Source organism: Micromonospora sp. NBC_00389 (assembly GCF_036059255.1).
GTDB lineage: Bacteria > Actinomycetota > Actinomycetes > Mycobacteriales > Micromonosporaceae > Micromonospora.
In genome coordinates, this window is the sequence record NZ_CP107947.1 from 435,690 (window position 1) to 457,006 (window position 21,317).

Here is a 21,317-nt window from a genome sequence, read left to right on the forward strand (position 1 = left end):
GCACTGCCGGGGGCCCCGTCCCCATTTCCGGCGTTGATCATGACGTTGGCGGACGTGCCTGGCTCGACGAGCCCGCCAACCCGATCAGCGCTTCGGTGGTCTGCCCTCGGCGAGGACGGGACGCAGCGCGGCAACGATGGGGGCATCGGCCGGGAGCCAGGTGACCGAGTCCAGTTCGGCGGCGGAGAGCCAGCGCATGGCCGAGTGCTCCAGCGCCTGCGGCTCGTCGCCGTCCAGCAGGCGGGCGGCGTACACCTTGAGCACCGAGCGGCCGTGGGCCATCCGCACGTCGCGGCCGACCCGATCGCCGATCTCCACGCGTACGGCCAACTCCTCGGAACACTCCCGGATCAGCGCATCGATCTCGGCCTCCCCCGGCTCGACCTTCCCGCCGGGGAACTCCCACATCCCCGCCACCTCAGGCGGGGCGGAACGCGCACAGGCGAGCACCCGCCCGTCCCGGATGATCGCCGCACCCACGATCACCTTCAGGTCCCGTCGTTCGGCCTGCCCGCCACCATTAGCCCGTTCGGTCCGCACGGGCGTCCAGGGTGCCAGATCAATCGGCGGTTTGGGTACCGTAACCGGCCGCTAGGTCAATAGAACCCGGAAGTGTGGGCGTGGACACCCCTTCCGTGCGACGACAGACTAGAGGGCACCGACAAGACACGGGATGGCGACGATTTGGCCACAAGCCGGCAACGGCGCTTGGGGGGTGCGGTTATGCGCGTGCTGTTCAACAGCCGGGCCAAGCACGATTACCTTTCCGACGCGTTGACCTTGCTATCTGGTTGGACGCGGGAAGGCGAGCAGATCCGGCGGACTCTCGTGATCGACGATACCCAACACGCGGCGCTGACCGAACGGGTGAAGGTCGTCGCCGACGCGCTGCACCTGCGCCCCGAGATCAGCCGCCACGCTGACAGTACCCAGATCCGGGTCGGGCATGGCAACGGGGAGCCGCTGACCGAGGGCGAGGTCCTGCTGGCCGCCCGGATCGAGGACGTCTACCGGACGGTCACCGAGTCCTGAGGTCCCGCTACATCGGTGGGTACCAGCGCAGCTCCACCGAGTTGCCGTCCGGGTCCCGCACGTAGATCGAGGTCGCCGTCCCGCGGGCGCCGAACCGGCTGACCGGGCCGGTCAGCACCGTGAAGGTGCCCGACTCGATCACCTGCGCCCAGTCCAGCGGTGCCACCACCAGGCAGAAGTGGTCGACATTCGTGCCCTGCCGGTCGCCGCGGACGAGGTCGATGATGCTCTCCGGGCTGATCCGCACCGACGGGAACGGCACGGCACCGGCTCGCCACTCGTCGACCCGTACCGGCTCCAGCCCGAGCCGGCCGCAGTAGAAGTCCAGCGCCCGCTCCACGTCGGCGACGGTCAGCACCAGATGGTCGAAACCGGTCACGCGTACCGTGCTCACGCCTCCTCCAGCGCGGCCGCCGCGCGGAGCCAGTCGGTGAACAGCGCCGGGTCGATGTCGGCGACGCCACGCAGCTTCACCGCCGCCATCACCCGCGCGCCGGGCACCAGTCGCCCGGACGGGTCGGTGATCTCCTGCCCCCGCCACAGCCCGAAGGTGACGTCCGACCGGTACGCCTTGAGCAGGCAGACCGGGCGCAGGCCCGGCCGGTCGCCCAGGCTCCAGACCGGGTGGCCGTGCCACATCGCGCCGGTCGCCCCGGGCAGCGCGGCGGCGATGACGGGCGTCAGCTTCTCCCCGATCTCGCGCAGCGGGCCGGGCAGGCCGGCCAGGTAGTCGTCGATGCTCATCGCAAAGCCCTTCGGTTGAGTGGTTTCCTTGCCGCGTTCACGATCCGCTGACGGGCGCCGCCGACCAAGAGCCGTTGCCGCTACGATCGTTGCGCACAGGTCAACGGTGGGAGCGGTGTGCTGGAGCGGTACGAGGTCGAGACCTTCCTGACCCTCGCCGAGGAGCTGCACTTCGGTCGGACCGCCGAGCGGCTGCGGGTCAGCACCGGCCGGGTCAGCCACGTGGTCAAGAAGCTGGAACGCCGGATCGGGGCGCCGCTGTTCGCCCGGACCAGTCGGGTCGTCCAGCTCACCCCGATCGGGCGGCAGCTCGCCGACGAGCTGGCCCCGCTGGTGGCCGGGATGGACGAGGCGGTCCGTCGCGCGGTCGACGCCGGGCGGGGCGTCACCGGGACACTGCGGGTGGCGTTCCTGGGCGAGTGGACCGCGCCGGTGCTGCTCCGGGCGGTCGCCCTGTTCACCGAGCGACACCCCGACTGCCGGGTGGAGGTGCACGAGGCGCAGCTGGCCACCACCCGCTCCGGCCTGCTCGACGGCTCCACCGACGTGCTGATCGCCTCGTACCCCTTCGACGGGATGGCCAACGGCCCGGCCCTGCTCTCCGAGGACCGGGTGCTGGCGGTGGCCGCGGGCCACCCGCTCACCCGGGAGCGGTCCGTGTCGCTGGAGGTGCTCGCCGACCATCCGGTGGTGCAGTACCCGACGGTGACCTCGACGGAGTTCAAGCGGGACCGGACCCCGGAGCGCACCCCGTCCGGCCGGCCGGTGCCGACGGGCCCCACCGGGAACACGTTCTCCGAGATGCTGTCCCTGGTGGCGCTGGGCCGTGGCGTGCTGCCGGTGGGCGAGCACACCCGGCGCTACTACCCGCGCCCCGACGTGGCGTACGTGCCGATCCACGACGCGCCGCCGATCGAGCGGGGGCCGATCTGGCTGGCCAGCAACAGCACCGCCCGGGTGCTGGAGTTCGTCCGCGCCGCGACCGAGGCGAACCCCCGATGAGGCACGGCGAGTTCCGCCACCGCCGGCTGGTCCAGGTCTACGACGCCGAATGCCCGTGGGGGCCGGACGACGACTTCTTCCGGGCGGTGGTCGACGAGACCCCGGGCGCCCGGGTCCTCGACCTGGGTTGCGGCACCGGCCGGCTGACCGTCGCCCTCGCCGCCGGTGGCCACACCGTCACCGGCGTCGACCCCGCCTGCGCGTCCCTGGCCGCCGCCCGCGCCAAGCCGGGCGGCGAGCGGGTGACCTGGATCGAGGGCACCTCGGCTCTGCTGCCGGACCAGGCGTTCGAGGTGGCGGTGCTGACCAGCCACGTGGCGCAGTTCTTCGTCGATGACGCGGAGTGGGCACGTACCCTCGCCGACCTGCGACGGGCGCTGGTACCCGGCGGCCGACTGGTCTTCGACGCCCGGGACCCGGCGGACCGCCGCTGGGAGCGGTGGAACCCGGTGGACTCGCAGCGGCGGATCACGCTGCCGGACGGCGGCGAGGTCCGCGCCTGGACCGAGGTCACCGGGGTACGTGACGACGCGGTCAGCTTTACCCACCACTACCACTTCGCCGACGACGAGGAGCTGCTCAGCTCGGCGACGCTGCGCTTCCGCACCGAGGCGCAGCTACGCGACTCCCTGGGCGCGGCCGGTTTCACCGTGGATCGCATCCATGGCGGCTGGCACCGCGAGCCGGTCGGCCAGGGCGACGGCGAGTTCCTGGTCATCGCCCAGGCCAGCCGGCTGGCACCGGTTGCCTAGCCTGGTTCACATGGCGAACATCGCGTACGACCGCAAGGAGCAGGTCCAGCAGATCGAGAGTGGACTCCTCGACGGTGAGCAGATCATTGCCGTCTACGACGCTGTCGGCACCGGCACCGGGTTCATCGGGCTGACCGATCGGCGCGTGATCATCCAGGACCGTTCCTTCGTCGGGAAGCGGCATGCGATCACCAGCATTCCGTACTCGAAGATCACCAGCGTGAGCGTGGTCAGCAACAAGTCCTGGGGCGGCACGTTCTTCTCCACCGGGGCGATCGCCATCCACGTCGGCACGCACACGTACGAGGTGGAGTTCCGTGGCGCGCAGAAGAGCCACCACGTGCACAACGTGATCCTGCACCACATCTCCTGACCCGGTCCGGCCTGCTGCGGGCCCGGCGGAGGTAAATGCCTTGCCGGGCCCCGGCGACCTCTGGTGTCCTCAGCCGACAGCCGCGCGAAAGGAGCAGCCGCCATGCCCCACTCAACGGAGTCCCCCCGACCGAACGTCATCCGACCTGAGGAATCGAGACTTCGTGAGCAGACCTGCTTCCCTGGCCACGGCGCGGCTGCGCGCCACTGACACCAACCCCGGAGGCCGCTGATGTCGGTCTTCGACGATCCCGGCCTCTTCGGCCGACTGTGGGCCGCCGGCTACGACGACGGACCCAACCCCGGCCCGACGCCGGCCGTCGACTTCCTGGCCGACCTGGCCGACGACGGGCCGGTTCTCGAACTGGCGATCGGCACCGGCCGGATCGCCCTGCCGCTGGCCGAGCGCGGCCTCACCGTGCACGGCGTCGAGGCGTCCGAGGAGATGCTGGCGAAACTGCGGGCCAAGCCCGGCGGCGAGCACATCCCGGTGGTGGTCGGCGACATGGCGGACGTGGGCGTACCGGGCCCGTTCCGCCTGGCGTACCTGGTCTACAACACGCTCTTCAACCTGGTCGACGCCGAGCGGCAGGCGGACTGCTTCCGCAACGTCGCCCGGGTGCTGTCGCCCGGCGGCGCGTTCGTCGTCGAGGCGTTCGTGCCCGACCCTCGCAGCTTCGACTCCGACGAGCAGGTGCAGGTCCGCGCCGTGACCGAGGACTCCGCGACGATCCGGCTGCACCGGTACGACCGACCGGCGCAGCGCTTCATCCGGCAGACCATCACGTTCGACGGCGACGGTGTGCACCTGAAGCCCTTCGCCATGCGGTACGCCTGGCCGCACCAGCTCGACGCGATGGCGCAGCAGGCCGGGCTCCGGCTCACCGAGCGGTACGCCGACTGGCGCCGGCGACCGTTCGACGCTGACAGCACGGCCCACATCTCCGTCTACCGCGCGGAGTAGCTGCGGTTGGTCGACTCCGGTTCCGGGTCCACACGGAACCGGAGTCGACCTCCGTCCGGGGGACCTGACGTGGGCTTCCGCCCATAGCTGATTCTGCTGGTAGCGACCTTTGTTGATCCGTAGGGTCCGCGCCGGGTCAGCTGGCAGCATGCCATCGGACACCGCCCGTTTCCCGCGCTCCTCGCCCTACTGGCCAGTGGTCAGTCACCCACTGCTCCGGCGGGTCCTGCCCGGGCTGGCGGTGTCCGCCCTGGGCGACGGCATGGCGGTGGTCGCCGTGACCTGGCTCGCCATCCAGCTCGCACCGCAGGACCAGCGCGGCACGTGGATCGCCATCGCGGTGGCAGCGTACGCCCTGCCCAGCGAGGCCGGGACGGTCATCTTCGGTCGGCTGTTGGGCGGGCGTAGCGGCGCCCAGCTCGCCGGCTGGGACGCGATCCTGCGGGCCACGGCACTCGCGGCGATCCCCCTCGCCTACCTCTCCGGCGTGCTCACCATCGGGCTGTACGTGGTCCTGCTGGCCGCGTCGGCGTTGCTGCACTCGTGGGGTTCCGCCGGGCGCTTCACCCTGATCGCCGAACTCCTGCCGCAGCGACACCATTTACCGGCCAACGCGGTGCTCACCATCATCTCCGGGTTCGCCACCATCGTCGGCCCACCACTGGCGGGCATCCTGATCGGCTGGGCCGGGGCGGTCTGGGTCATCGCTATCGACGCGGCCACCTTCGCCGTACTGGCCCTCACCTACCGCCTCGCCCTTCCCGCCGCCGACAGCGCCCACCGGTACGAGCGCGGTGCCTCACGGACTGCGGGCTTCGCCGTCATCCGCCACAACCCCGCCCTGCTCGGCCTCCTGGTGCTGAGCCTGGGGTTCTTCTTCCTCTTCGGACCGGTGTACGTGGCCATGCCGATCCACGTCACCGATGACCTGCACGCCTCCGCGACGCTGCTCGGCATCTACTACACCGCGTTCGGCATCGGCGGCCTCGTCGGCGGTGTGGTCGCCGGCCATCTGCGCGGCTGGCCCTTGCGGACCACCACCATCGGCATCGTCGTCGGGTTCGGCGTCGCCATGCTGCCCCTCGGCCTGGGCGCACCCGTGGGTCTGTCGCTGCCCGCCTTCGCCCTGGCGCGCCTGATCTGGGCGCCGTACATGTCCATGTCGATGGCGCTGTTCCAGCGCAGCACGTCCACCGCACAACTACCGGCGGTGCTGGCGGCGAACGGCGCCGTCCTCGTGCTGGCGGTGCCGCTGGGCACCATGCTCGGCGGCCCGCTGGTGGGCGTCATCGGCGCCCGCCCGACGCTGCTGCTCTGTGCGGTGGCGATCGTGGCCCTCGGCCTGATCGCCGGGGGTTTCGCGATCTCGCGTGGGAGCGCGCGATCCCCCGGCGATTCCGCCGTCACCGAGATCAGTGCCAGTCGCTGATCCTGACGTCGTCCGGCGCCGGCCTGCCGCGCCCTGTCTCCACCAGCTCCTTGAGACTCATCAGGAACGTCGCCCACTTGGTGCTGCAGTGGTGCATGAACTCGACCGGCTCGCGCCAGCCCTCGTGCGTGAACTGGACGATCGTGTACTCGCCGCGCTGGTCGAGACGCCAGCTGACCTCGGTGCCGATCCATTCCTCGGGACCGTCGACGACTCGCCACCGCACCCGGCCGGTGGGGTCCAGCTCAAGGACCTCCATGTCGAACCCACCGGCGTCGCCGAACCGGAAGGCCAATTGCCCGCCGACCTCGCTCTTGCCCACCGTGTCGGTCGTCCACCAGCCGGCGAGGCCCTCTGGAGTTGCCACCGCTCGGTAGACGTCGTCGAGCGGAGCCACGACGCCGACCCGGTGCAGGATGTCGACCATGTCATTCTCCTTCGTTGTTGGTGCGGTTGCGTTCGATCGCCTCGGCGATCCGCTTGATCCGCCGGAGTCGGGCGTCCCAGGTGGCGCCGACCGCTGACAACTGGGCGACGGCTCGGGCGAGTTGCGCCTCGTCCACCTGGTAGAGGCGCTCGCGGCCAGCCGGCGCCGCGTGAATCAGCCCGACCCGGTCCAGGACGGCCAGGTGCTTCGAGACGGCTTGGCGGGTGACGGGTAGCCGCTTGCTGAGCGACGTGGCTGTGCCTGGTCCGCCGGAAAGAAGAAGGTCGATCATCGTGCGCCGGATGGGGTCGCCGATCGCCGACCACAGGTCATCGTCGACGGCCGTGCTCATGAGGTGGCAACCAGCCGCGCAACGTACGTGCCCAGCCTCCGGATGTAGTGGTCCCACCCGGTCTCGTGGTCGCGGTACTGCTCCTCCAGGACAGCGATCTCCCAGCCCATTTCGCGGAACCCGGTCTCGGTCATCCGGACCAGGGTCCCGGCACCGCTCGGCACCAGATCGAAGGTGACGAGCAGTGACTGCCCGCTCCGATCCGCGTCCGTGAAGCACCACCGGAAGGAGAATCGCTTCGGGGGGTCGACCTCGACGACAGCGAGTGCGACGGTCGTCGTCTCGCCCGCCTCGCCGTTACGCCACACGAGCTCACCGGGTGCGCCCGCGACCGGCTCGAACCGTGCGTCGTCAGGCCACCATTCCCGCATGTGCTCGGGCTGACTGACGACCTCGAAGACCACCTCAGGTGAAGCGTCGACATGGATGTCGCGCTCGATGGATCCCTGTTCCATGCTCACAACCTTTCGCAACCTTTGGTTGCATCAACGTACGATAGCCGACTCTCGTTGCGCAACCTTTAGTTGCATGTCGCGTTCCCGTCGTACCCGGGGCGCACAATTCGGCGCATGTCTGAAAACTCTCCGCACCGGCACCACGCCATCGACTACGTGGAGCTGACGGTCACCGACCTCGCCCAGGCCAAGCGCTTCTACGCCGATGCGTTCGGCTGGCAGTTCAACGACTACGGGCCGGAGTACGCCGGCATTCGCAGCCCGCTCGGCGACCCCGCACCCGAGGTGGGTGGTCTGCGCGTCGACCAGGAAGTCCGGGCAGGCGGCCCGCTCGTGCTGCTCTACTCGGCCGACCTCGACCGGTCCGTGCAGGCGGTGAAGGACGCCGGCGGCCAGGTGGTGAACGGGCCGTACGAGTTCCCCGGTGGCCGCCGATTCCACTTCACCGACCCCAGCGGCAACGAGTTGGGCGCCTGGGCTGAGCTGTAGCCGCGAGACGCGGCACGTGGGCAGTCGCAGTACCAGCCCAGTTCGTCGGACGGGATCCGGTCGCCGCCGCAGGTGTGCGGGAGCGGAAGGATCGGGTCGGCGCAGCCGAGGCACTTCGACGGACGCGCGTGAGGGGCCGGCCCCGAGCTGGCAGCCGACCCCTCGTACGTCATGGCCGATCAGAAATCCTGACCGTCAACACCGGCCCGTGGGAGCTGATCTTCCAGGACGCCTGGACGTCCAAGGCGACGCTCGATCGATACAACGCCCCCGTCGGGTCGCTCCCGCCTTCAGCCGTTGCTTGGCCCGACCGATCGGATCCGATTTATCTCTCGGCTGACCCACGGGCACCGCCACGGTGGCGTGGAGGTCCTACCGGGCGATGAGGTCGAACTGACGCGGCCCTAACCTCACTGCTGGTCGAGCAGGAACGGCACGTCCGGGCAGGTCAGGCAGGCGAAGATGCGCAGCGCGCCGTGCCGGCCGACGACCACCCCGGTCGGCTCGTACGAATCGTCGTCCGGCTCGCCGTCCGCCCGCGTCGGCTGCCACCGCTCGGCGCCCCGCTCGGAGGAGTCGATGACCAGGGTCAACGTCGTGGGACCGGCACAGCGGGGGCACGGCGTGGGGCCCAGGTCCGTGAGGCTCCAGTTGGCGTACCCGCCGACCTTCCACCCGGGCGCCATGAAGGTGTCGACGTACTCCTCGTCCTCGTCCTCGTCGACCAGCCGCTGCAGGTCCTCCGGCAGTTCCTCCGGGTACGGGTACTCGACGACCTGCTCCGGGTGCAGCCGGCACGGCCGGGGCACGTACCCGTCGGTGCCGACCTCGCCGCGCGGCGGCTCCGCGAGGAGGTCAGTCAGCTCCGCCTCCCGCCGCCAGCGCAGCTTCACCGTCGGCCCCCACGGGCCCTCGGAGTGTTCGAACGGGCACCACAACACCTGCAACAGGTCTGCCCCACCGGGGCGGGGCAGGTCGGGTACGTCCTCGGCGCGCAGTTGCGCCAGCGCGACCATCGGGTTGGGCGCGGGGTGTTCTCGCGGCACGTACCGGTAGCCGACGACCGGGCCGCCGTCGCGCGAGCCCCAGCCGACGAAACCCGGGCCGACCAGGGCGGCCAACTCCTGGTGCAGATCGAGCTCGCCCTCGGCAAGGACGTGTGACTGCCCGCGCCCGCGCTCCGCCGTCCGCATCCGGGTCGCCAGCTCGGCCGGGATCGGCACCTCCTCGTGGACCATGTGCGGCACGTCGCAGGTGGGCCAGGGCTCGTCGGCCGGCCAGCGCAGCGGCCCGCCGACGTGGCTGTCGGTGGCCGTGACCGCCCCGGGACGCGGGTGCAGCCGGGTCGTCGTGCGGCCGAGCTTCTCCAGGCCGGGATAGCGGGCGAGCGCCTCGGGCGGCAGGGGCGGCGTGATCATGGCGAGATCGTAGGCGGCCGGCGGGCGGCCCGACCCGCAGGACCACGTGGTGGTCCCGCTACCGTCCGAACCATGACGGTCGCCCGCTCGATCCTGTTGTTCCTGCTCGCCGCGCTGTTCGAGATCGGCGGGGCCTGGCTCGTGTGGCAGGGCTGGCGCGAGAACCGGGGCCTGCTGTGGGTGGCGGCCGGGGTCATCGCCCTCGGGTTCTACGGCTTCGTCGCCACCTTCCAACCCGACCCGAACTTCGGCCGCATCCTGGCCGCGTACGGCGGTGTCTTCGTCGCCGGTTCCCTGGCCTGGGCCATGATCGTCGACAAGTTCCGCCCCGACCGCTACGACGTCGTCGGCGCGGCCATCTGCCTGGTCGGGGTCGCCATCATCATGTACGCCCCGCGCAGCGGCTGAACCCGCCCCTCGGCCGATCCCGGCCTGGTCGGAACCGCGCCGGGACGCCGACCAGCCCTCGCCCGCCCGGCCCGCCGCGCCACCGTCACGCGGTTGCCTGCGCGATCGCGCGGCCGGCCTGGCGGCCGGAGAAGATGCAGCCGCCGAGGAAGGTGCCCTCCAGGGAGCGGTAGCCGTGCACGCCGCCCCCGCCGAATCCGCTCGCCTCACCGGCGGCGTACAGGCCGGGGATCGGGGTCGCGTCGGAGTTGAGCACCCGTCCCGACAGGTCGGTCTGCAGGCCGCCGAGGGTCTTGCGGGTGATCACGTGCAGCCGGACCGCGATGAGTGGGCCGGCCTTCGGGTCGAGGATCTTGTGCGGGGTGGCCGTACGGACCAGCTTGTCGCCGCGGTACCGGCGGGCGTTGTGGATGGCGGAGATCTGGCCGTCCTTGGTGAACGCGTTGTCCAGTTCCCGGTCGCGGGCGACGACCTCACGTCGGATGTCCTCGACGTCGAGCAGGGGCGTGCCGGTCAGCGCGTTCATACCGGCGACGAGTTCGTCGAGGGTGTGGGCGACGACGAAGTCCTCGCCGTGCTGCTTGAACGCCTCGACGGGTGCGGGTGCGCCGGGGCGGATGCGGCCGAGGGTCTGCCGGACCGACTTGTTGGTGAGGTCGGGGTTCTGTTCGGAGCCGGAGAGCGCGAACTCCTTCTCGATGATCTTCTGGGTGAGTACGAACCAGCTGTGGTCGTGCCCGGTGGTCCGCAGGTGCGCCAGCGTGCCAAGGGTGTCGAAGCCGGGGTAGAGCGGTCCGGGCAGCCGCTTGCCGGTGGCGTCGAACCACAGCGAGGAGGGCCCAGGCAGGATCCGGATGCCGTGGCCTGCCCAGATGGGGTTCCAGTTCTGCACGCCCTCGACGTAGTGCCACATCCGGTCGGGGTTGATGACGGTGCCGCCGGCGTCCTGGGTGATCCGCAGCATCCGCCCGTCCACATGGGCGGGGACACCGGTGATCATGCGCTCGGGTGCGGTACCGAGCCGGGCCGGCCAGTTCCTCCGGACCAGGTCGTGGTCGGCACCGATACCGCCGGAGGCCACCAGGACGGCCTGGGCGGTCAGCTCGAAGTCACCGACCACCGTGCGGCTGCTGGCCACCCCGCGAGCGGAGTCGCTCGGCTCCAGGACAGCACCCCGTACGCCGGTCACGACACCGTCGGTCACGACAAGCTCGTCGACCCGGTGCCGGAACGCGAGGGTGACCAGTCCCTTCGCGGCGGCGTCACGGACCCGGCGGGCGAACGGCGCGACGACAGCGGGTCCGGTGCCCCAGGTGACGTGGAAACGCGGGACCGAGTTGCCGTGCCCGATGGCCCCGTACCCGCCGCGCTCGGCCCAGCCGACCACCGGGAAGAACCGTACGCCCCGGGCGTGCAGCCAGGACCGTTTCTCCCCGGCCGCGAAGTCCACGTACGCCTCGGCCCACCTGCGCGGCCACTCGTCCTCGGGCCGGTCGAACCCGGCCGTGCCGAGCCAGTCCTGCAGGGCGAGCTCGTGCGAGTCCCGGATCCCCATCCGGCGCTGCTCCGGCGAGTCGACCAGGAACAGGCCGCCGAAGGACCAGAACGCCTGCCCACCCAGATTCGTCTCGGGCTCCTGGTCGAGCAGGATCACCCGGCGGCCCGCCTCCGCGAGTTCGGCGGCGGCGACCAGACCGGCCAACCCGGCCCCGACAACGATGACGTCTGCGTCCATGACAGGCACTCTCCCCACCGGCGTATCCGCTGACGATCAAACCGCAGCGGTTGAGGGTCCACCTTGTCACTGCGTGATAAAACAGCGGCGTCCGGCACTCCTTGCTCGACGTCGCCCGGAGCCTGGACCAGGTCGGCGACCGCGACCGTACGCCGACCGGCCGACCACCCGTCAGAAGGTAGCCACCCCATGCGCATGAAGCTCGGCCGGCCCGACCTGGCCGCGTACGCCGACCGGTTCGACGTCCCACCCGCTGCGGAGGGCTTCAGCGTCACCTTTCTCGGCGTCGCCAGCCTGCTCTTCGACGACGGCGACACGGCGGTGCTGACCGACGGGTTCTTCTCCCGGCCGTCCCTGCTCAGGGTCGCCCTCGGCAGGCTCACACCCGACGACGCGCGCATCAACTCGGCGCTCGCCCGGCTGGGACTGGGCCACGGGGGCCGCCGGCTGGCCGCCGTGATCCCCGTACACACCCACTTCGATCACGTCATGGACTCCGCGACCGCCGCCCTGCGTACCGGCGCGGTGCTCGCCGGCGGCCACTCCGCGGCCAACGTCGGCCGAGGGGCCGGCCTCACCGACGACCGCATCCACGTCGTCACGCCCCACGAGCCGATGTCCCTGGGTGCCTTCACCCTCACGTTCGTCGAGTCCGAACACTGCCCACCGGACCGCTTCCCCGGCACCATCACCGATCCCGTGGTGCCCCCGGCCAGGGCGTCCGCCTACCGGTGTGGTGAAGCCTGGTCGGTGCTCGTCGCGCACGCGAGCGGCCGGACCGCCCTGGTCCAGGGCAGCGCCGGCTACCGGCCGGGAGCGCTCGACGGGCGTCGGGCCGACGTCGTCTACCTGGGCATCGGCCAGCTCGGCGTGCAGGACGAGGACTACATTCGCACGTACTGGGCGCAGACCGTACGGGCCGTCGGAGCCCGTCGCGTGGTCCTCGTCCACTGGGACGACTTCTTCCGCCCGCTCGACCGGCCGCTGCGCGCCCTGCCGTACGCGGGCGACGACCTCGACGTCACCATGGGGGTCCTCACCCGACTGGCTCACGACGAGCGGGTCGCTCTGCACCTGCCGACCCTGTGGCGTCGGGAGGATCCCTGGGCGGGGCTGCGGTGACCCGTCCTGCAAGACGTTGAAGCGGAACTTAGATCGGCTGTCCCGCCACCAGCGGGAACGCGGCCTGACGCCGTTCTGGGATTCGTGCCACGGGAACGATCACCCGCTCAGGGTCAGCCGGCGCTCGTCCGAGCACCCGCACGTCAGCCTGCTCAGCGGCTGTTGCGTCGGCCAGGACAGAGAAGAGGAGTCCGCCGTCGGTCCTGCTATCGCGCCGGTTGATCGTTGTGTTGATCGTCAACGTCGAGGCCTCTTCGTTCCTCAAATGCCCGGGGCCGCTTGACGCAGGGCCACGGCCTGGCTGACCGCAAACGCTGCGACCTCGACGGCCACCGCGGCGAGCAGCACCTTAAACGCGCCATCCCACGGCCGGACCGCCGCGAACAGCGCGATCAGCGTGGCCGCGACGACGTTGGCGATGAGTACCCCCACCAGCCACGGTCGGAGCCGGGGACGCCCGGCGACGCGGTGCAGCGCGAACGCCCAACCGCCGATACCGACCGCGACCGCGATGGTCAACGCGGGCGGCACGGCCAACCGCTCCGACACCGAATCCACGAACAGGGCCAGCGACACCGCCGCCACCGCGCAGTAGATCGCGTCGAGCTGCAACGAAAGCCGTCCTGGGTGCCGTGTGCGCATGACAGCGACAGTAACCGCGAATCCGCCATTCTGGACCACCATGTCGAGCAGGAACACAGGCAGCACCGCCGCGATGCCCGCCCGCAATCACGCCATGGTGATCGTGCAAGCCGGCCTCGGGCTTCGCCTCGGCGAGCTGCTCGCACTGCGCGTCCAGGATGTCGACCACCTCGCCCGGACAGTTCGGATCGAATGGCAGTTCGCGCCACAGTCCAAGGTCCGCACCGAGCCGAAGACACGCCGCTCACTTCGCCGGCCCGTACCGGCACGACTACTACGGCTCGCTGATCTTCTCGGCGGCTGTCGAGCGGGCCGGGCTACCGAAGGGCACCACGAGTCGAGCAACGAATCAACCGCATGACCTGGGTAAACAGGACAGATTCAGACGTTGAAGCGGAACTCCACCACGTCGCCGTCCTGCATGACGTACTCCTTGCCCTCGATGCGGACCTTGCCCGCCGCCTTGGCCGCCGCCATCGAACCAAACTCGACCAGGTCGTGGTACGAGACCACCTCGGCCTTGATGAAGCCGCGCTGGAAGTCGGAGTGGATGACGCCCGCAGCCTCCGGCGCGGTGGCGCCGACCGGGACGGTCCAGGCGCGCGCCTCCTTCGGCCCGGCGGTCAGGTACGTCTGGAGCCCAAGGGTGCGGAAGCCGACCCGGACGAGCTGGTTGAGGCCGGGCTCGTTCTGCCCGATCGACTCCAGCAGCTCGCGGGCCTCCTCCTCGGGCAGGTCCACCAGCTCGGATTCGATCTTGGCGTCCATGAAGACGGCCTCGGCGGGGGCGACCAGGGCGCGCAGCTCGTCGAGGAACGCCTCGTTGGCCAGCTCGGCCTCGTCGACGTTGAAGACGTACAGGAAGGGCTTGGTGGTGAGCAGGTGCAGCTCGCGCAGGTGCTCCAGCTCGATCTTGGCGGCGGCGGCCCCGGAGTACAGGGTGGTGCCGCCGTCGAGCACCTCGATGGCCTGCTTCGCGGCGGCGACGGCGGCGGCCCGGTCCTTGCGGAGCTTGGCCTCCTTCTCCAACCGGGGCAGCGCCTTGTCCAGGGTCTGCAGGTCGGCGAGGATCAGCTCGGTGTTGATCGTCTCGATGTCGTCGGCCGGGGAGATCTTGCCGTCGACGTGCACCACGTTCGGGTCGGAGAAGGCCCGCACCACCTGGCAGATCGCCGAGGCGTCCCGGATGTTGGCCAGGAAGGCGTTGCCCCGGCCCTGCCCCTTCGACGCGCCACGGACCAGGCCAGCGATGTCGACGAACGACACCGGGGCCGGCAGCACCTTCTGCGAGGAGAAGATCTCGGCCAGCTTGCCCAGCCGCTCGTCAGGCAGCCCGACCACGCCGACGTTGGGCTCGATGGTGGCGAACGGGTAGTTCGCCGCCAGCACGTCGTTCTTGGTCAACGCGTTGAAAAGCGTGCTCTTGCCGACGTTGGGCAGGCCGACGATGCCGATGGAGAGACTCACGACGGGCCAGCTTACGCCGGTGGCATCCAGACCGGTCCACGCGGCTCGGTTTCCGGCCGCGCCGCCCCCGTCGGAGGCGGCGCCGACCGGCCGTCAGCCGAGCAGGCGCGGGGCGATGATCGCCTCGCGGACGCTGCCGTCCGCGCCGCGGCTGACCTCGTACGCCGAAACGCCCTCGCGGTCGGCGACCGCCTCGACCAGCCGGGTCCCCCGGTAGACCAGGCCGACCCCGTCGTCGGTGCAGTGGCTGGTGGGCAGCGTCCCGTCGCCGACCAGCTCGTGCATCAACGGTCGCCGCTGGCCTTCGCTGTCGTAGTGCACGCCGTTGCCGTACGGCAGCCAGCCCAGACCCTCGGTGAAGCCGCGCAGTCGGGGGCCGTAGCTGTCCGTGGCGCCGCCCACGTGCCAGCAGATCGAGCCGGCGGAGACGCCGCCCAGCACCACGCCGGCCTGCCAGCACTCGTGCAGGATCTCGCCGAGCCCGTGCACCCGCCAGACCGCGACCAGGTTGGCCACGCTGCCGCCGCCGACCCAGATCACGTCCTGGGCGAGCAGGTGGGCGCGGATGTCCTCGACGTTCGGCATCGGGAACAAGGCGAGGTGCGACAGCCGGAACCGGGTGTCGGCGAACGCGCCGTAGATAGAGGCCAGCGAGGTGGGCTGGTCCCCGACGGCCTGACCGAGGTAGCAGATGCGCGGCTGCGGGCCAGCCTCGGCCAGCTCGGCCGCCAGCTCGAAGACCGGGCCGGGGCGCAGATCCAAGGGACCCCGGTCGCCCCGGAAGAAACCCATGCTGGTGGCGAGGATGGTCGGTTCGCTGGCGGGCATGTGGGTCCTTCCGTCGGTGCACGGCCGCGTTCATCCTGCCGCAGCCGACCGCCGGCCGATCACCCACCCGCGCGAGACCCGGCTCGGGGCCAGGCCAGCGCGACGATGACCGACTCAGCCAGCGCGCCGCTGGCGGGGAATCAGGGCAAGCGCCCCGGTGGAATCGCCCTCGGCCGGCTCGGCGGTGGGCTGGCCCTCGGCCGGCTCACCGGCTGACGCCGCCCCGGCCGGCCGGTCCCGGATCACCACCTCGCCGTCGGGCCAGTGACCCGGGGGCAGCTCGCCGAACGGCCGCTGCCCCGGGGGCAGTTGCGCGGCGGCGGCGCGGGGCAGGGTGAACCGCTCGGCGGCGGCCGGGCCGGCCGCGACCGACTCGCGCAGCATCCAGCGCACCTCGTCGGCCGTCCAGCCCAGCGCTGGCCGGGCGGCGATCTCCCGGACCAGCCGCCGCCCGGCCCGGGTGTCGTCGTCGTAGAAGCGCATGCACCAGTGGTGCGTCCACATGCCGAGCGCCCGCAGGCCCGCATCGTCCAGGGAGCGGGCCAGCCGGCCGCAGGCGGTGTCGGCGAAGGCCGGCTCTGCGTCGGCCGCCCGGTCCCGCTCGATCGCGCCGACCGCGGCCGGCGCCACGGCCCGCATCCGGCGGTAGAAGGACTGCACCACCGCACGGGGCAGCGGCGGGAACGTGTCCCGTGTCGATGCCGCCGCCCGACCCGCCACGCTCGCCATCGCCGCACCCCTTCTTGAGTTGGTGGCCGGACGTTACCCGCCGCGACCGACACTTTCGGGCGGAAAATTCGCCCTCGAACGTGGATAGCGATGATGACCTGGGGCGTCTGTAGAGGTGACAACAAAAAGGGGTGGTGGGTGGACGAGGACGAGCGAGCCCGGTTGGCCGAGTTCGTCGCCAGCCGGACTCCGGCGCTGATGCGGGTCGCGTACCTGCTGACTGGGAACCGCAGCGCCGCCGAGGACCTGTTCCAGTCGGCGTTGGCGCGGACCATCCCCAAGTGGGGAAGCATCCGGCACGCCGACCCGGAGGGGTATCTGCGCGTGGTGATGTACCGCGAGCAGGTCAGTTGGTGGCGGCGACTGCGCCGGTGGCGGGAGACGCCGCTCAACCCGGCGGACGAACCGGTCGGCGCCGACCCGAGCGGCGGGTCAGACGTGCGGTTGGCGATGCGCGCTGCGCTGCGCCACCTGCCACCGGCGCAGCGCGCGGTGGTGGTCCTGCGCTACTACGAGGACCTGCCCGAGGCCCGGGTGGCCGAGCTGCTGGGCTGCTCGGTGGGCACGGTCCGCAGCCGTACCCACCGGGCGGTCAGCCGGCTGCGCGAACTCCTGCCGGAGGTCGAATTGCTGGAGGTACGGCGATGACCGACCGCTTCGAAATCCTCATCCGCTCCACCCTCACCGACCTGGCCGAGGAGGCACCGATCGTGCATGACCAGTTGAGCCGAGCGGAACGGCGGGTGCGCAACCGACGCCGGGCCACGGTGACGATGGGCGCGGTGGGCACGCTCGCGGCCATCCTGATCGCCACCCCGATCGCCCTCGCGGCGACCGGCTCCGACCAACCCCGTCCGGCCGCGCCCAGCCCCTCGGGCCTGCCCGGCGCACCCAGCCCGTCCGGGCCGATCGTCGTACCCAGCCCGTCCGCGCCGCCCGGCGCACCCAGCCCGACCGGGCCGATCGTCGTACCCAGCCCGTCCGGCCCGCCCGGCGTGCCGGGTAAGCCGGGCCCGGCACGGCCGTCGGCCACGCCGACCCCGCTCGGCCCGCCCGGCGTGCCGGCTAAGCCGAGCCCGGCACGGCCGTCGGCCACGCCGACCCCGCTCGGCACGCCCGGGGTGCCCAGCCCGGCGAGTTGATCAGATCCGGGCGGACCGGGCGGTTCTCCCGCCCGGTCCGACCGGCCGGCCCGTCCTTGGTGAGCCCGTCACTCCAGCTCCTTGAGCTGCCGGATGAGGAGCCGGTCGGAGATCCCGGTCACCATCGCCCGGCACTCCCCGCACCGGCATGCGCTGCGCATCCCGTCGAAAAGGGTGCCGTTTGCCAAGGTCGGTACGGCCGCCCACTCTTGGGGCATGACCGATCACGGACACCTGACGGCGCGTGAGCTGCGAAGGCAGCGATGAGTCCCGCCCTGGCCCGGGTGCCCGGTCCGCTCACCGGCCAGCTCGTCACCCCCGGCGATCGCCGGTATGCGCAGCTGCGCTCGACGTACACCACGCCGGCCTCGCCGGCCGGCGTCCTGCTGCCGAAGAACGTCGCGCAGGTGGTCGCCGCGATCCGCTACGCGCGGGAGCAGCGGCTGCCGATCGCCGTCCGCAGCGGCGGGCACGGTCTCGCCGGCACCTCCTCCAACAACGGTGGCCTGGTCATCGACCTGTCCATGCTCAACCGGGTGCAGGTGCTCGACGAGCGGTCCGGGCTGGTCCGCGTCGAGGCTGGCGCCCGCTGGGCGAACGTCGCGACGGCGCTGGCCCGGTACGGCCTGGTGATCAGCTCAGGTGACCACGGCAACGTCGGCGTGGGCGGCCTGACCACCGGGGGTGGCGTCGGCTGGCTGGTCCGCTCGTACGGCCTCACCATCGACCGCGTCCGCGCGGTGGAGGTGGTGCTCGCGGACGGGACGCTGGTGCGCGCGGACGCGGAGCACGAGCCGGAGCTGTTCTGGCTGGTCCGGGGTGCCGGCGCGGGAGCGGGGATCGTGGTGGCGTTCGAGATCGAGGCCACCGAGCAGCGCAACGTCGGGGTGGCGCAACTGGTCGTCGAGGCGCACCCCGACGGCCGCACCGTTCGGGAGTGGGCGGGCTACCTGGCGCAGGCCCCACGGGAGTTGTCGGCAGCCGCCGTGCTGTTCGCGGAGGGACGGTCGGCCCTCATGTCGATCACCGCCGTGGTCGCCGCCGAGAGCCTGCGCCGGGCCCGACCCGTGGTGGAGCCGCTGCTGGCCATCGGGAAGCTGCTCGAACACCGGACCGACCTGCTGCCCTACCCGTCCCTGGTGCCGACCGCACACCTGAATCCGAACGTCGGGCAGCAGCGGGGCACGACCACCAACGGCCTGTTCACCGAGCTGGACGACGCCGGTTCTCGGGCCCTGATGCGGGCGGTGACCGGTCCCGGGCGGGCGGTCATCCAGCTCCGCTCGGTGGGCGGGGCGGTCAACGACGTCGCCCCCGACGCGACCGCCTACCCGCACCGGCACCAGAACACCCTGGTCATCGCCTCGGTCTTCCCGCCGCAGGGCGGCGCGGCGTTGGACGCCGCCTGGCGGGGCGTCGCCGGTCGGGCCGACGGCGCGTACGTCAACTTCGAGAGCCGGCCGGACCCGGCCGCGTTCGCCCGGATCTACCCGGGTGAGACCGGGGCCCGGGTGCGGCGGCTCTGGCGACGGTACGACCCGGACGGCGTGTTCCGGTCGGCCCTGCTGACCGCCCGACCGGCCCGTTCCGGCCAGCCCGCGCGGTCCAGCCAGCCGGCACGGTCCGGTCAGCCCGCACGCTCCGGCCAACCCCACCGGCGCCGCCGCTGACGGGCACCCGGCGGCGGTTGCCGCGGACGGCCGTCAAGCCGCCGACTGCCGGGCCGCACGCCCAGGTCCGATTCCCGCCAGCCGCGAGCCCGGCGAGCGGGGCATCATCGGTGGCGTGGAGATGGATTTCGAGCGGTGCTACCGAGCTGTGGACAGCCGTGACCAGCGGTTCGACGGCTGGTTCTACACGGGCGTGACGTCCACCGGGATCTACTGCCGGCCGTCCTGCCCGGCGACCACGCCCAAGCGACAGAACGTCCGGTTCTTCCCGTCCGCAGCCGCGGCACAGGGCGCCGGGCTGCGCGCCTGCCGCCGCTGCCGGCCGGACGCCGCACCCGGCTCGCCGCAGTGGGACATCCGCGCCGACGTGGTCGGGCGGGCGATGCGGCTGATCTCCGACGGGGTGGTCGACCGCGACGGCGTCCCCGGGCTGGCCGCCCGACTCGGCTACACCGAGCGGCACCTGCACCGGATGCTGCGGGCCGAGATGGGTGCCGGGCCGCTCGCGCTGGCCCGGGCCCAGCGGGCGCAGACCGCCCGGATCCTGATCGAGACGACCGGCCTGGGGATGGCCGAGATCGCGTTCGCCGCCGGCTTCGGCAGCGTGCGGCAGTTCAACGACACGGTCCGCGAGGTGTACGGGATCGCCCCGTCCGAGCTGCGCACGGCCCGTGGCCGGCACCAGGCACCTCCCGGGGCGGGGACCATCACGCTCCGGCTGGCGTACCGCCCCCCGCTGCATGCCCAGGCGCTGCTGGACTTCCTGGCGGTGCGGGCGCTGCCCGGCGTGGACGAGGTCCGCGACGGGACGTACCACCGGGGGTTGCGGTTGCCGCACGGCACCGGCCAGGTGGCGCTGACCCCGGCGGCCGGGCACGTCGCGGCGACGCTGCGGCTGGCCGACCTGCGCGACCTGGCGCCGGCGGTGGCCCGCTGCCGCCGGCTGCTCGACCTGGACGCGGACCCGGCCGCCATCGACGCCACGCTCGCCGCCGACCCGGCGCTCGCCCCGGCGGTCGCCGCCGAACCGGGCATCCGGGTTCCCCGGGCGGTGGACGGCTTCGAGCTGGCGGTCCGCGCCATCATCGGCCAGCAGGTCTCAGTCACCTCAGCCCGCACCACTCTCATCCGCCTACTGGCCGCCCCCGGCTCCACCGAAGACCACGTCGATCATGAGGTTGACGGGCCGAACGGAGATCCAATCGCCGGTCAACCTCATGATCAACGCGTCGGGAACCAGCCTGGGCTGCTCCGGGGGTTTCCCAGCGCGGAGGACGTGCTCGGGAAGCCGGACACCGCGTTCGGGATGCCGGTCGGACGGCGGGAGACGATCCGCGGGCTGGCGCGGGCGGTCATCGACGGGCACCTGGACCTGGCACCGGGCGGCGACCGGGAGGAGACGGTTCGGCGGCTGTTGGCGCTGCCCGGCATCGGCCCGTGGACCGCCGGCTATTTGGCCATGCGCGCCTTCGGCGACCCGGACGTCCTGCTCCCCACCGACCTGGCGGTCCGACGCGGCGCGGCCGCGCTCGGCCTGCCCGACGACCCGAAGACCCTCAGCACGTACGCCGACCGCTGGCGCCCCTGGCGGTCCTACGCCACGATCAGACTCTGGAGAGCGGCATGAGCATCGACAGCACCGTCCTGAGCACCCCGACCGGCCCGCTGAGCATCCTCGCCGACACCGACGGCGAGGTCCTGGCGGCCGGCTTCACCCCGGAACCGGCGGCGCTGCTGCCCCTGGTCCACCCGACCCTACGGGCGCCGCTTCGGCAGCGGGCCGACCTCGGCCCCGTCAGCGCGGCCGTCCGGTCCTACCTGGACGGTGACCTCACCGCCATCGACACGGTGCCGGTGCGGCAGCGCACCGGCGGCGAGTTCATGGCGCACGCCTGGGAGGTGCTGCGCGAGGTCCCACCGGGGACCCCGGTCACCTACACCAGGTACGCGGCGCTGGCTGGCCGACCGCCAGCGGTACGGGCCGCCGCGGCCGCCTGCGCCCGTAACGCGGCGGCGCTGTTCGTGCCCTGCCACCGGGTGCTGCGTACCGACGGCACGCTCGGCGGCTACCGCTGGGGGCTGGACGTGAAGAAGTGGCTTCTCGGTCATGAGCGGCGGTTGACAACAAGCTGACACAA

Annotated in this window: 26 protein-coding genes and 1 pseudogene; 15 read left to right on the forward strand and 12 right to left on the reverse strand. The window is 71.8% G+C overall.

Going from position 1 to position 21,317, the window contains the following annotated elements:
• Nucleotides 1–84 precede the first annotated feature (84 nt).
• Nucleotides 85–540, reverse strand: a complete 456-nt coding sequence (locus OG470_RS02055; RefSeq protein ID WP_328420173.1) for a (deoxy)nucleoside triphosphate pyrophosphohydrolase — start codon at nt 538–540, stop codon at nt 85–87.
• A gap of 183 nt (nt 541–723) precedes the next feature.
• Here OG470_RS02055 and OG470_RS02060 point away from each other — a divergent pair, with 183 nt between their 5' ends.
• Nucleotides 724–1,032: a 4a-hydroxytetrahydrobiopterin dehydratase gene (locus tag OG470_RS02060; RefSeq protein ID WP_328420175.1), complete on the forward strand. Its 309-nt coding sequence runs from the start codon at nt 724–726 to the stop codon at nt 1,030–1,032.
• Nucleotides 1,033–1,039: 7 nt separating this feature from the next.
• Here OG470_RS02060 and OG470_RS02065 read toward each other — a convergent pair whose 3' ends face one another.
• Complete coding sequence (locus OG470_RS02065; protein ID WP_328420177.1) at nt 1,040–1,426, reverse strand: VOC family protein; 387 nt, start codon at nt 1,424–1,426, stop codon at nt 1,040–1,042.
• Nucleotides 1,423–1,776, reverse strand: a complete 354-nt coding sequence (locus OG470_RS02070) for a DUF1801 domain-containing protein (protein WP_328420179.1) — start codon at nt 1,774–1,776, stop codon at nt 1,423–1,425. Before OG470_RS02070 ends, OG470_RS02065 begins: the two co-directional genes overlap by 4 nt.
• Nucleotides 1,777–1,893: 117 nt before the next feature.
• Here OG470_RS02070 and OG470_RS02075 point away from each other — a divergent pair, with 117 nt between their 5' ends.
• From OG470_RS02075 to OG470_RS02095, 5 genes are all read left to right on the forward strand, one after another.
• Complete coding sequence (locus tag OG470_RS02075) at nt 1,894–2,778, forward strand: LysR family transcriptional regulator (protein ID WP_328420181.1); 885 nt, start codon at nt 1,894–1,896, stop codon at nt 2,776–2,778.
• On the forward strand, nt 2,775–3,530 hold the full coding sequence (locus tag OG470_RS02080) for a class I SAM-dependent methyltransferase (RefSeq protein ID WP_328420183.1): 756 nt from the start codon (nt 2,775–2,777) through the stop codon (nt 3,528–3,530). The genes OG470_RS02075 and OG470_RS02080 overlap by 4 nt, the downstream gene beginning before the upstream one ends.
• A gap of 10 nt (nt 3,531–3,540) precedes the next feature.
• A complete protein-coding gene (locus tag OG470_RS02085) occupies nt 3,541–3,903 on the forward strand; it encodes a PH domain-containing protein (RefSeq protein WP_007464929.1) in 363 nt (120 codons plus the stop codon).
• 231 nt (nt 3,904–4,134) lie between these two features.
• Nucleotides 4,135–4,866, forward strand: coding sequence for a class I SAM-dependent methyltransferase (locus tag OG470_RS02090; RefSeq protein WP_328420185.1), 732 nt, complete (start codon nt 4,135–4,137; stop codon nt 4,864–4,866).
• Between the two features lie 148 nt (nt 4,867–5,014).
• On the forward strand, nt 5,015–6,295 hold the full coding sequence (locus OG470_RS02095) for an MFS transporter (protein ID WP_328420187.1): 1,281 nt from the start codon (nt 5,015–5,017) through the stop codon (nt 6,293–6,295).
• Here the strand turns inward: OG470_RS02095 and OG470_RS02100 are convergent.
• Genes OG470_RS02100 through OG470_RS02110 form a run of 3 tightly spaced genes read right to left on the reverse strand, consistent with a single transcriptional unit; the run spans nt 6,279 to nt 7,529 of the window.
• Nucleotides 6,279–6,722, reverse strand: coding sequence for an SRPBCC family protein (locus OG470_RS02100; RefSeq protein WP_328420189.1), 444 nt, complete (start codon nt 6,720–6,722; stop codon nt 6,279–6,281). The two genes, OG470_RS02095 and OG470_RS02100, sit on opposite strands and share 17 nt — an antisense overlap.
• 1 nt (nt 6,723) lies before the next feature.
• Nucleotides 6,724–7,074, reverse strand: coding sequence for an ArsR/SmtB family transcription factor (locus tag OG470_RS02105; RefSeq protein WP_328420190.1), 351 nt, complete (start codon nt 7,072–7,074; stop codon nt 6,724–6,726).
• Nucleotides 7,071–7,529, reverse strand: a complete 459-nt coding sequence (locus OG470_RS02110; protein WP_328420192.1) for an SRPBCC domain-containing protein — start codon at nt 7,527–7,529, stop codon at nt 7,071–7,073. The genes OG470_RS02105 and OG470_RS02110 overlap by 4 nt, the downstream gene beginning before the upstream one ends.
• Before the next feature lie 114 nt (nt 7,530–7,643).
• On the opposite strand from OG470_RS02110, the gene OG470_RS02115 reads away from it, so the two are divergent.
• On the forward strand, nt 7,644–8,018 hold the full coding sequence (locus tag OG470_RS02115; protein WP_328420194.1) for a VOC family protein: 375 nt from the start codon (nt 7,644–7,646) through the stop codon (nt 8,016–8,018).
• A gap of 410 nt (nt 8,019–8,428) precedes the next feature.
• On the opposite strand, the gene OG470_RS02120 is transcribed toward OG470_RS02115, so the two are convergent.
• On the reverse strand, nt 8,429–9,436 hold the full coding sequence (locus OG470_RS02120) for a hypothetical protein (protein ID WP_328420196.1): 1,008 nt from the start codon (nt 9,434–9,436) through the stop codon (nt 8,429–8,431).
• 72 nt (nt 9,437–9,508) lie between these two features.
• Here OG470_RS02120 and OG470_RS02125 point away from each other — a divergent pair, with 72 nt between their 5' ends.
• The gene (locus OG470_RS02125; protein ID WP_328420198.1) at nt 9,509–9,844 is read left to right on the forward strand and encodes a YnfA family protein; all 336 of its coding nucleotides are present in this window, start codon (nt 9,509–9,511) and stop codon (nt 9,842–9,844) included.
• A gap of 85 nt (nt 9,845–9,929) precedes the next feature.
• On the opposite strand, the gene OG470_RS02130 is transcribed toward OG470_RS02125, so the two are convergent.
• Entirely contained in the window at nt 9,930–11,579 is a 1,650-nt protein-coding gene (locus OG470_RS02130) for an FAD-binding dehydrogenase (RefSeq protein ID WP_328420200.1), read from the reverse strand.
• A 189-nt stretch (nt 11,580–11,768) separates the two neighbouring features.
• On the opposite strand from OG470_RS02130, the gene OG470_RS02135 reads away from it, so the two are divergent.
• Entirely contained in the window at nt 11,769–12,701 is a 933-nt protein-coding gene (locus OG470_RS02135; RefSeq protein WP_328420201.1) for an MBL fold metallo-hydrolase, read from the forward strand.
• A 261-nt stretch (nt 12,702–12,962) separates the two neighbouring features.
• Here OG470_RS02135 and OG470_RS02140 read toward each other — a convergent pair whose 3' ends face one another.
• Nucleotides 12,963–13,430 carry a hypothetical protein gene (locus OG470_RS02140; protein ID WP_328420203.1) on the reverse strand — a complete coding sequence of 156 codons (468 nt, stop codon included), beginning with the start codon at nt 13,428–13,430 and terminating at the stop codon, nt 12,963–12,965.
• A 7-nt stretch (nt 13,431–13,437) separates the two neighbouring features.
• On the opposite strand from OG470_RS02140, the gene OG470_RS02145 reads away from it, so the two are divergent.
• The gene (locus OG470_RS02145; RefSeq protein WP_328420205.1) at nt 13,438–13,704 is read left to right on the forward strand and encodes a hypothetical protein; all 267 of its coding nucleotides are present in this window, start codon (nt 13,438–13,440) and stop codon (nt 13,702–13,704) included.
• A gap of 20 nt (nt 13,705–13,724) precedes the next feature.
• Here OG470_RS02145 and ychF read toward each other — a convergent pair whose 3' ends face one another.
• The 3 genes and pseudogenes from ychF to OG470_RS02160 form a co-directional block, all read right to left on the reverse strand.
• Nucleotides 13,725–14,810, reverse strand: a complete 1,086-nt coding sequence (ychF, locus tag OG470_RS02150) for a redox-regulated ATPase YchF (protein WP_328420207.1) — start codon at nt 14,808–14,810, stop codon at nt 13,725–13,727.
• Between the two features lie 93 nt (nt 14,811–14,903).
• Nucleotides 14,904–15,638, reverse strand: coding sequence for a peptidase E (locus OG470_RS02155; protein WP_328420209.1), 735 nt, complete (start codon nt 15,636–15,638; stop codon nt 14,904–14,906).
• 297 nt (nt 15,639–15,935) lie between these two features.
• Nucleotides 15,936–16,367 (reverse strand): annotated as a pseudogene (locus tag OG470_RS02160) (hypothetical protein); the annotation flags it as partial.
• 138 nt (nt 16,368–16,505) lie between these two features.
• Between OG470_RS02160 and OG470_RS02165 the strand changes: the two are divergent.
• The 5 genes from OG470_RS02165 (at nt 16,506) to OG470_RS02185 (ending at nt 21,312) form a co-directional block, all read left to right on the forward strand.
• Nucleotides 16,506–17,015, forward strand: a complete 510-nt coding sequence (locus OG470_RS02165; RefSeq protein WP_328420211.1) for a SigE family RNA polymerase sigma factor — start codon at nt 16,506–16,508, stop codon at nt 17,013–17,015.
• Nucleotides 17,012–17,509, forward strand: coding sequence for a hypothetical protein (locus tag OG470_RS02170; RefSeq protein ID WP_328420212.1), 498 nt, complete (start codon nt 17,012–17,014; stop codon nt 17,507–17,509). The genes OG470_RS02165 and OG470_RS02170 overlap by 4 nt, the downstream gene beginning before the upstream one ends.
• Nucleotides 17,510–17,772: 263 nt before the next feature.
• Nucleotides 17,773–19,179, forward strand: a complete 1,407-nt coding sequence (locus OG470_RS02175) for an FAD-binding oxidoreductase (RefSeq protein WP_328420214.1) — start codon at nt 17,773–17,775, stop codon at nt 19,177–19,179.
• 115 nt (nt 19,180–19,294) lie between these two features.
• Complete coding sequence (locus tag OG470_RS02180; RefSeq protein WP_328420216.1) at nt 19,295–20,806, forward strand: DNA-3-methyladenine glycosylase 2 family protein; 1,512 nt, start codon at nt 19,295–19,297, stop codon at nt 20,804–20,806.
• Nucleotides 20,803–21,312: a methylated-DNA--[protein]-cysteine S-methyltransferase gene (locus tag OG470_RS02185; protein ID WP_328420218.1), complete on the forward strand. Its 510-nt coding sequence runs from the start codon at nt 20,803–20,805 to the stop codon at nt 21,310–21,312. The genes OG470_RS02180 and OG470_RS02185 overlap by 4 nt, the downstream gene beginning before the upstream one ends.
• Nucleotides 21,313–21,317: the final 5 nt, after the last annotated feature.

What these genes read in the sequence shown, in the direction of transcription:
- OG470_RS02170 (WP_328420212.1), top strand. Translation starts at nt 17,012, where the DNA reads ATGACCGACCGCTTCGAAATCCTCATCCGCTCCACCCTCACCGACCTG.
- OG470_RS02080 (WP_328420183.1), top strand. Translation starts at nt 2,775, where the DNA reads ATGAGGCACGGCGAGTTCCGCCACCGCCGGCTGGTCCAGGTCTACGAC.
- OG470_RS02070 (WP_328420179.1), bottom strand. Translation starts at nt 1,776, where the DNA reads ATGAGCATCGACGACTACCTGGCCGGCCTGCCCGGCCCGCTGCGCGAG.
- OG470_RS02175 (WP_328420214.1), top strand. Translation starts at nt 17,773, where the DNA reads ATGAGTCCCGCCCTGGCCCGGGTGCCCGGTCCGCTCACCGGCCAGCTC.
- OG470_RS02115 (WP_328420194.1), top strand. Translation starts at nt 7,644, where the DNA reads ATGTCTGAAAACTCTCCGCACCGGCACCACGCCATCGACTACGTGGAG.
- OG470_RS02185 (WP_328420218.1), top strand. Translation starts at nt 20,803, where the DNA reads ATGAGCATCGACAGCACCGTCCTGAGCACCCCGACCGGCCCGCTGAGC.
- OG470_RS02135 (WP_328420201.1), top strand. Translation starts at nt 11,769, where the DNA reads ATGCGCATGAAGCTCGGCCGGCCCGACCTGGCCGCGTACGCCGACCGG.
- OG470_RS02130 (WP_328420200.1), bottom strand. Translation starts at nt 11,579, where the DNA reads ATGGACGCAGACGTCATCGTTGTCGGGGCCGGGTTGGCCGGTCTGGTC.
- OG470_RS02095 (WP_328420187.1), top strand. Translation starts at nt 5,015, where the DNA reads ATGCCATCGGACACCGCCCGTTTCCCGCGCTCCTCGCCCTACTGGCCA.
- OG470_RS02090 (WP_328420185.1), top strand. Translation starts at nt 4,135, where the DNA reads ATGTCGGTCTTCGACGATCCCGGCCTCTTCGGCCGACTGTGGGCCGCC.
- OG470_RS02100 (WP_328420189.1), bottom strand. Translation starts at nt 6,722, where the DNA reads ATGGTCGACATCCTGCACCGGGTCGGCGTCGTGGCTCCGCTCGACGAC.
- OG470_RS02060 (WP_328420175.1), top strand. Translation starts at nt 724, where the DNA reads ATGCGCGTGCTGTTCAACAGCCGGGCCAAGCACGATTACCTTTCCGAC.
- OG470_RS02120 (WP_328420196.1), bottom strand. Translation starts at nt 9,436, where the DNA reads ATGATCACGCCGCCCCTGCCGCCCGAGGCGCTCGCCCGCTATCCCGGC.
- OG470_RS02085 (WP_007464929.1), top strand. Translation starts at nt 3,541, where the DNA reads ATGGCGAACATCGCGTACGACCGCAAGGAGCAGGTCCAGCAGATCGAG.
- OG470_RS02155 (WP_328420209.1), bottom strand. Translation starts at nt 15,638, where the DNA reads ATGCCCGCCAGCGAACCGACCATCCTCGCCACCAGCATGGGTTTCTTC.
- OG470_RS02110 (WP_328420192.1), bottom strand. Translation starts at nt 7,529, where the DNA reads ATGGAACAGGGATCCATCGAGCGCGACATCCATGTCGACGCTTCACCT.
- OG470_RS02105 (WP_328420190.1), bottom strand. Translation starts at nt 7,074, where the DNA reads ATGAGCACGGCCGTCGACGATGACCTGTGGTCGGCGATCGGCGACCCC.
- OG470_RS02125 (WP_328420198.1), top strand. Translation starts at nt 9,509, where the DNA reads ATGACGGTCGCCCGCTCGATCCTGTTGTTCCTGCTCGCCGCGCTGTTC.
- OG470_RS02145 (WP_328420205.1), top strand. Translation starts at nt 13,438, where the DNA reads ATGGTGATCGTGCAAGCCGGCCTCGGGCTTCGCCTCGGCGAGCTGCTC.